Below are 7,727 nucleotides of genomic sequence, written 5' to 3'. Positions count from 1 at the left end.
GCCAAGGATTGGGAAACCTCCGTCGCATCCTAAACCGCTTGGGCGCTTGTCGCATCCATCCGCATGCTCCTCCGCCGAACCGCAAGCTATTGCTGGGGTTGAGAAACTTTCGGATCGGGCTCTAACATCAACCCCCAGACGAAGCCCGCACTCCAATAATCTACGCCGCGAGTTGTGCCGAATGTTCTGACGACGGACAACCAAGGTGATCCGGGACAGACGCAGTTCTGCGGCGCAGTTGCATTACCCGGGCGCTATGTTAGGATTTACGAGAAATGGATGACCGTAGCACAGACATTGCAGTGCTCGGCGGGGGGCTCGCTGGAGGCTTGATCGCGCTGGCGCTGGCCAGATTGCGACCGGAGCTGCGCGTGGTTGTGATTGAGCGGGGCGATCAGCTCGGCGGCAATCACGTCTGGTCATTCTTTGCGACCGATTTGCCCGAAGGCGGAACCGCGCTGGTTGAACCCCTGATCGCGGCGCGGTGGGACGATTACGAGGTACGCTTCCCTATCGGTCGACGCCACTTGCCCACCCCTTATCATAGCATCACAAGCGCTCGGCTCGATTCAGTCGTGCGTAACGCATTGCCCGCTGACGCGGTGTTGTGCGGCTGTGAAATTGCGGATGTCACAGCCAATCATATTACGCTTGGCGATGGCCGAACGATTGCGGCGGGCGCGGTAATAGACGCGCGTGGTTCGGCAGGTTTGCCGCATATGGCTGGCGGCTGGCAGAAATTTCTGGGACAATTGATCCGCACATCCACCCCACACGGGCTGGAACGTCCCATCGTGATGGATGGCACTGTGGCGCAACACGATGGCTATCGCTTTGTCTATTGCCTGCCATTTTCCGTCAACGAGGTTTTCGTCGAAGATACCTACTATGCCGATGGCCCAGAGGTGGACGCGCAACTGCTGCGGGATCGGATCGGAGCCTATTGCGCCGAGGCGGGATGGCAGGTGGCGGAGATTCTGGGCGAGGAGAGCGGTTGCTTACCAGTGGTGGGAAGCGGTGACTGGAAAGCGTTTCGCGCAGAACACGAAATGCCGGGCATCGCGCTGGCCGGAGTGCGGGCGGGACTGCTGCACCCGCTGACCGGTTATTCCTTCCCGTTGGCGCTGGCTTTTGCGCTTGATCTAGCGCGGCAGCGCGATGTTTCGGGCAGCGCGCTTACGGCGTGGAGCCAGGCATGGGCGGCGCGGCATTGGCAGAATGGCGGGTTTTATCGCATGTTGACCAAGATGTTGTTCGCCACAGCAACGCCAGATTTGCGTTATGTTGTGCTTCAGCGATTCTATCGCCTGAATAACGCCCTTATCGAACGCTTCTATGCCGGCAAATCAACCCTTCTAGACCGGCTGCGGGTGCTGACGGGCAAGCCTCCGGTACCGTTTTTCAAAGCGATCGCAACGGTTATGGGTGAGCCCGCGCTCAATCCCCTGACCCTTCCCGAACGTCCGCCCCAGGCAGGGCCGCCGCGCTGATCGCGGACCGATTGAAAATTAGAAACTCGCGCCCACCGGGATACTGATTGTCCGGCGGCGGTTCGGCCCTCCTGCCCAATCCGCTAGCAGGCGAGCAGCGGCAATACGCCCGGACATTGTGGCCATCGGGATGCCGGGTCCGGGATGCACACTTCCGCCCGCCAGATAAAGCCCCGGCACTTTTCCCGATGCCCCAGCGCGGGCAAAACTCCCCATCATGCCGTGGTTGGCGCGGCCATAGAGTGCGCCGCCGCTTGCCGGGAACAGCGCCTCGAACCCGGTTGGCGTTGTCACGGTCGGATCATCGCCCGTCTCGATTTTCAACCCGCACGCCTCCATCAGGCCAAAAGCCCGCGCGGTCAGATCGGCAATGGCGCTTTCATCAAGCGGTGTCCGGTCGCCGTCGGCGGGGGCACTAATCAACGCCAGCATTCGTTCGGGTGCCCCCTCTGGATGGGCACTGCCTTCACCCCTGTCTTGCGCGCACATATAGACCGTGGGCGCGGATGTTATCCTGCGATCCCGAAAGATCGATTTGAATTCGTCGGCATAATCTTCGGCAAAGAACACGTTATGGTGGGCCAGATCAAACCCCGCTGTACGCGCTGACAGGCACCACGTGACAGCCGAGAGCGACCGCGCGGCAGGCGATGTGGCAGGGACCGGGCGCTCCTCTGCGGTCAGCGCTGATATGTCGCCGTTGTAGACCACGGCATCTGCGTCCAGACGCTCACCATTGTCGAGCAGGACGCCCGCAACGCGGCCATTCTCGATCACGATCCGGTCCATCTGCACGCCAAAGCGGAACTGCGCCCCCTGCCGCTGCGCCAGGCTCTGGATCGCTTGAGCCACACGATGGGTGCCACCCTTGACCAACCAGACGCCATTCTGCTCGACATGGGCGATCAGCATCAGGGTGGCGGGGGCCGACCAAGGCGATGCACCGACATAAGTGGCATAGCGGCCAAATAACTGGCGCAGACGCGGGTCCTTAAAATGATCGCCGAGCGCGCTCCACAACGTGCGCATCGGCATCGTTCGCCACAAATCGGGCAAGCGCGCCAAGCCTAGCCGGGCCACCAGCCCCGGCACCGATGGGCGCTCTGAAGCGATAAAATTCTTGGCCAGCGTAGTGTAAATATCTTTGCCGCGCGCACAAAAGGCGAGATATCCGCGCGCTTCATCTGCCCCGGCAAAAGCCCCGATGGCATCTGCCGACTGTTCAATGTCGGCAAAGAGATCGAGCGTTCCGCCGCTGCGCCATGCGTGGCGCGCCAAAGTTTGCGCAGCGATCAGCTCCAGATGGTCTTCCAGCCGTTCACCGGCATCAGTAAACAGGCCTTCAAAGATCCAGCGCATGGTAAACACGGTTGGCCCTGCATCAACCGGCCTGCCGCCCGCCATGATCTGGCGCATCTTGCCACCGCATGCCTGCGCACGCTCAATCACGGTAACCGCAACGCCTGCGTGTGCCAGATCAGCCGCTGCGGCCAGCCCGCCCATGCCGGCCCCGACCACCACAACGTGGCGTGTCGCTCTTGTCATTGCGGGTCAGTCAGCATCGGCGATCTGCCGTGCGTGTAGCAGCCGGAAGATGCCCAGTCCTGCCTCTTTATCGATGCGCATGCGGTGAAAGATCAGGATCACCAGACCCACGCTGAGCGGTACGGCCCACATCGCCGGTTGCAGCGCGAGCGACGGTGCCAACCGCACGGCTCCAAAGGCCAAAAACGCAGTGTAAACCGAGATACCAGCCCCCACCAGCGCCTTGACATGTTCCTTGAGCCAATCGACCGGCGAGGGATTGCGCGCGTAGAGAAACACCAGATTGGTGATGCCGGTGGCCATGCCGACCACGGCAATGCCCATCATCAGCGGTTGGTTGATCTGCGCGCCTTCCCACGCACAGACTACCGCTGCGATTATAACCGCAAATTGCAGACCGACATTAAGCCATGTGCGGTTGGCGGAGACATTGCGGCGGTTGATCACACACAGCCAGCCGTACCACGCCAGATTGATCGTCAGGATTCCGTTGTGCAGCATCATCCAGCCGAAGATGCCGCGCACAAATCCGGAATCGAAGCGGCCGGCCAGGTGGGGGTGGACACCCATCGGATTGGCCAGCGTAAACAGGCTCATGATCACGGCCATGCACCCTGTAAACAACACGGTGCGGTTAAACAGGCGGCCCCATTTGCGGTGATTGACACCACCCTTGCGGCCGATCACGGGGATCCAGAACGCCACAGCAGCGATTGCACCAGCGATGATATGTACGGCAATCAGGCATCGGAACAAGACCAGATCCACAGCGCCTATCTCCTTTGGCTAATGTCTATTGCATTGGACAATTACGGTGTAAAGATTGGTTGATTGAGCGGGGCCAATGGATACTCTTTTGACGCAATTCGCTGCCCCTCCGGCAAACCGATGCCAGATCGCCGAAACGCCGTCGCCGCGCGCGTTGATGCCGCCACGTCCTAAAGCCAGCGCTGCTGTACTGGCGCTGCTGCGCGTAGCGCTGCGCCGCGATGGTGATTTGCTTAGCCTCCTGCCCGCGAATGCCTATCGCATGGAGGTTGGCCCGCTTGGCTATTCGCGCCGCCAGATCCTGATCGTCAACCGACCCGATCAGGTGCGCCGGGTGCTGTCCGATCCTGAAGGCATCTTCCCCAAAAGCGATCTGATGGTGGATGCTTTGGCTCCGCTTATCGGGGATTCGATCTTCGTCTCATCGGGCGATACTTGGCGTCGCCAACGCCGGATGATCGATCCCGCCTTCACCATGATGCGAGTCAATCGCGCTTTTCCGGCGATGGAGGAGGGGGCTCAGGCCTGCGAGGACATGCTTGACCGGCATGCGAGCGAGCAAACCGCCTTGTCGCTCGATCTGGCGATGAGCCATCTGACGGCGGACATCATCTGTCGCACCGTATTCAGCACCGGCCTTGAAACACAGGCCGCGCACGATGTGTTCGATGCCTTCACGATTTTTGAGCACAGTGTGGCGCAAGTGGAAATCCGCCGCCTGATCATGGACCCCGCGTGGACCAAGGTTCCGCAAAGCGAAAGTGTGCTGGTCGCCTGCAACACGATCCGCCGCCATCTGGGCGATTTGCTCGACACCCATCTTGGTCCGAACGGCGAACGGTTTGACGATATCGCCACAGCCGTTGTCGCTGCGCGCGATGATTTTACCCAAACCGCCTTCACCCGCGAGGAGTTGATCGACCAACTTGGCGTGCTGTTTCTCGCAGGCCATGAAACCAGCGCCAGCGCGCTGACATGGGCCTTTTACCTGATGGCCATGCAACCCGCGCTCATCGCCCGTGCGCGCGCCGAAATCCATGCGTTGGCAGGCAGTTCGCAGCCGATCACGTTCGAGATGACCAAACAACTGCCCACGATCCGCAACGTCTTTCGCGAAACCTTGCGGCTTTACCCGCCCATCACCTTTCTGCCGCGCGTTGCGACCGAAGCTACCATGATCGGCGAACGCAAAGTGCGGCGCGGCGCTCTGGTTATGGTCGCGCCGTGGGTGCTGCACCGGCATTCGCGCTATTGGCACAATCCGCACCACTTTGATCCAGACCGCTTCCTGCCCGAACGCGAAGCCGAGCTTACGCCAGGTGCCTACATTCCCTTCGGCCTTGGCCCAAGGGTTTGTGCAGGCGCGGCTTTTGCCCAGGCCGAAGCCGTGCTGCTGATCGCGCGGCTGTTCCGGCGGTTCGATTTCCAGATCATCAGGCCACAAGCCGTGCGCCCAGCGGCCCGGCTGACCACGCGCCCTGCCCAGCAAATCATGGTGCGGGTGAGCCGCGTGGCACCATGACCACCGTTCTCCTGACGCTTGGACGCCTGCCAAAAGCGCTCGATCTGGCAAGAGGCTTCAGCCGCGCCGGTTGCCGGGTTCTGGTGGCTGATCCGTTTGGCTGGACGCTGACGGGAGCCTCGCGCCATGTTGCGAAGGAAATCGCCGTGCCGCCGCCGCATGCGGGCAAGGCGGCGTATCATGCCGCAATCGCGCGGATCGTTTCGGATGAGTGTGTCGATCTTGTCGTACCGGTGTCTGAAGAGACCATGCACGTGGCCCATGCGCGCGCACTGTTCGATCCGCGCGTGCGCGTGTTCACGATGCCGCCCGACCGGGTGATCGCGCTGCATGACAAAGCCGGGTTTGTTCAAGCGGCGCGCGCGCAGGGCCTTGCGGTGCCGGAAACGCAGATGCTTGGCATGCAGGAAGCCCTTGAGCTTGCTCAGCGCGGGGATGTGGTGGTCAAACCGGTGTTTTCGTGTTCGGGGCGCGGCGTGCGCATCGTGCGCTCCGGTGCAACTCTGCCCGAGGCAGACCCCGCGATCCCGGCCATCGCCCAACGCTTCATTGCGGGACAGGAATACAGTAGCTGCACTATTGCGCGCGATGGCCGCGTGGTTGCCACCATGATCTATCGTGGCAAGGTCATGGCAGGCTCTGTCGCCATCAGTTTCGAGCGCATCGAAAGCCCCGCGATCAGCAAATGGATCGAGATATTTGTCACCGCATCGGGGTGGAGCGGGTTCATCGCTTTCGATTTCATTGTCGATGCTGCGGGCAAGGTGTGGGGTATCGAATGCAACCCCCGCGCCACCAGCGGTCTCCATTTCTGGGAAGCCGAGGACATTGCTCGCGCCATTCTTGATCCGGCAGGGGACGCGACGGTGCGGGTACGCCCGCAGCGGCAATTACAGCAGTTTTACGCATGCCTGACTGAAGCCCAATTGGCCATGTTCCGCCGACGGGGGTTCAAAGACCAGTTGGCGCGGCTATTTACAACGCGCGACGTCAGTTGGGATTCATCTGATCCTTGGCCGTTCCTCAGCATGATGTTCACCTCATGGCCAATCCTGCGCATGGCCATGGCCGAGCGTGTTCCGTTTGGCGAGGTCGCGACGCGTGATGTGGGTTGGTATGAGGACTGACCTTGCCCCCGCCGCACGTCTCCCTTGACGTGGAGACTATGCTGCCAAGCTAATTTGGCGGGCAAGCCATTTCTTTTCGAAGGCCATCGGACTGGAATACTCCAGCGTCGAATGAAGCCGCCGATGGTTGTAGAAGGCGATCCAGTCCATCACCTGGGCACCCCCAATAACGCTGGCATACTGCGGCGGAAACTGGTTCACTGGATCTGACCAGGCAGGCAGCGGATGCGTCAGGCGGAGTTGTTCGGGCTATCGGATCAACTGAAGCGGTTGTCGGACAGCGTCGGGCGCGGCAGTGCCTTCCCGTAGCACTGATTGCCGGGGTGAAGTCTCGCTTCGGGCGGTTATGAGCGGTAAGCGTCTTTGGGAGGCACAGCTATCCCATGGCTGCCCTGCGTTCGTGTAGGATCAGCCGATCGATGTTGTAAGCCAGGTTGGCGAGCGTGATCTTCGTTTCGGCCCGCGCGATGCCGATGGTGCGGATAAACATCCCCATCTGGTCCTTCTGGCGGGCGAACACGTGCTCGATGCGGGCTCGGACGGTCGACTTGGCGGCGTTGGCGCGCGCGGTACCTGCAGGCATCGGCTTGCCCTTTGGTTTCTTGCGATGGACGCGGCTGACCCGGCCGATCGACTTCAGCCAAGCTTCGTTGGATCGGCTGCGGTAGGCGGTATCGGCCCAGACGTCGGATGCGGTGTTGTCCGTGGTCACCACGTCGCGCAGCATGCGGCCATCGAAGCGCGCGCCATCGGTGACCTTGCCGCGGCGGATGAAGCCGTAGCGTCGACAGATCGCGATGCTGCTCTTATGCCCAAAGCTTGGGCTGGCGATGTCGATCCCGGGCTTGCCGCCGGGGAGCGGTCGACCTTTGGCGAACTTCAGCGTCCGGCGCGCATCTGTATCCTTTTGCGCTGCTTTGGCCGGCTGATCGGGCCAGATCTCCGCCGCGCTCGTGCCAGCCTTGATCGCCTCCTTTTCTGGCACGGTGTTGCGCTGCTTGGGCGCTGCCACCAGCGTGGCATCGACGATCTGTCCCCCCATCGGCAGGTAGCCGCGCTCCCGAAGCTGTCGGTCAAAGGCGACAAACAACGCATCGATGGCACCAGCGCGTGTCAGCTTCTCCCGGAAGAACGGAATTTCTTCGTTTCGATGCGATGCATCGGAGGGATGCTGTCGTATTCGAGCTCATGCATTACCTCCGTCTCGACGGTGCCCGATTTGATCTCTAGCCAATGCGAGCAGTCAGAGGTGGTTCGGGGAATTTGAACAGCGGG

The 7,727-nt window shown here is 61.3% G+C and carries 6 protein-coding genes and 2 pseudogenes; 4 read left to right on the top strand and 4 right to left on the bottom strand.

Annotation, left to right across the window (positions count from 1 at the left end; genetic code table 11):
- Positions 1 to 102, top strand: a pseudogene (locus QU44_RS18395) (IS5/IS1182 family transposase); the annotation flags it as partial.
- Between the two features lie 173 nt (positions 103 to 275).
- Positions 276 to 1,490 carry a lycopene beta-cyclase CrtY gene (crtY, locus tag QU44_RS16495; protein WP_052135036.1) on the top strand — a complete coding sequence of 405 codons (1,215 nt, stop codon included), beginning with the start codon at positions 276 to 278 and terminating at the stop codon, positions 1,488 to 1,490.
- Positions 1,491 to 1,508: 18 nt separating this feature from the next.
- Here crtY and crtD read toward each other — a convergent pair whose 3' ends face one another.
- Positions 1,509 to 3,035, bottom strand: a complete 1,527-nt coding sequence (gene crtD / locus QU44_RS16490) for a 1-hydroxycarotenoid 3,4-desaturase CrtD (RefSeq protein WP_052135034.1) — start codon at positions 3,033 to 3,035, stop codon at positions 1,509 to 1,511.
- Between the two features lie 6 nt (positions 3,036 to 3,041).
- Positions 3,042 to 3,803: a hypothetical protein gene (locus QU44_RS16485; protein ID WP_197054367.1), complete on the bottom strand. Its 762-nt coding sequence runs from the start codon at positions 3,801 to 3,803 to the stop codon at positions 3,042 to 3,044.
- A 76-nt stretch (positions 3,804 to 3,879) separates the two neighbouring features.
- Here QU44_RS16485 and QU44_RS16480 point away from each other — a divergent pair, with 76 nt between their 5' ends.
- Positions 3,880 to 5,325, top strand: coding sequence for a cytochrome P450 (locus QU44_RS16480; protein WP_197054366.1), 1,446 nt, complete (start codon positions 3,880 to 3,882; stop codon positions 5,323 to 5,325).
- Positions 5,322 to 6,452, top strand: coding sequence for an ATP-grasp domain-containing protein (locus QU44_RS16475; protein WP_033923503.1), 1,131 nt, complete (start codon positions 5,322 to 5,324; stop codon positions 6,450 to 6,452). Before QU44_RS16480 ends, QU44_RS16475 begins: the two co-directional genes overlap by 4 nt.
- Before the next feature lie 36 nt (positions 6,453 to 6,488).
- Here the strand turns inward: QU44_RS16475 and QU44_RS18390 are convergent.
- Positions 6,489 to 6,605, bottom strand: a pseudogene (locus QU44_RS18390) (IS3 family transposase); the annotation flags it as partial.
- A gap of 223 nt (positions 6,606 to 6,828) precedes the next feature.
- A complete protein-coding gene (locus QU44_RS16470; protein ID WP_231621789.1) occupies positions 6,829 to 7,542 on the bottom strand; it encodes a transposase in 714 nt (237 codons plus the stop codon).
- Between the last annotated feature and the right edge of the window lie 185 nt (positions 7,543 to 7,727).

Source organism: Sphingomonas sp. 37zxx (genome assembly GCF_000786205.1).
GTDB lineage: Bacteria > Pseudomonadota > Alphaproteobacteria > Sphingomonadales > Sphingomonadaceae > Sphingomonas.
Note: the sequence above shows the minus strand (reverse complement) of the source record. Positions and strands in the feature narration are given on the sequence as shown.

Excerpts from the sequence above, each read along its gene's own strand:
- crtY (WP_052135036.1), top strand. The coding sequence starts at position 276 with ATGGATGACCGTAGCACAGACATTGCAGTGCTCGGCGGGGGGCTCGCT.
- crtD (WP_052135034.1), bottom strand. The coding sequence starts at position 3,035 with ATGACAAGAGCGACACGCCACGTTGTGGTGGTCGGGGCCGGCATGGGC.
- QU44_RS16480 (WP_197054366.1), top strand. The coding sequence starts at position 3,880 with ATGGATACTCTTTTGACGCAATTCGCTGCCCCTCCGGCAAACCGATGC.
- QU44_RS16475 (WP_033923503.1), top strand. The coding sequence starts at position 5,322 with ATGACCACCGTTCTCCTGACGCTTGGACGCCTGCCAAAAGCGCTCGAT.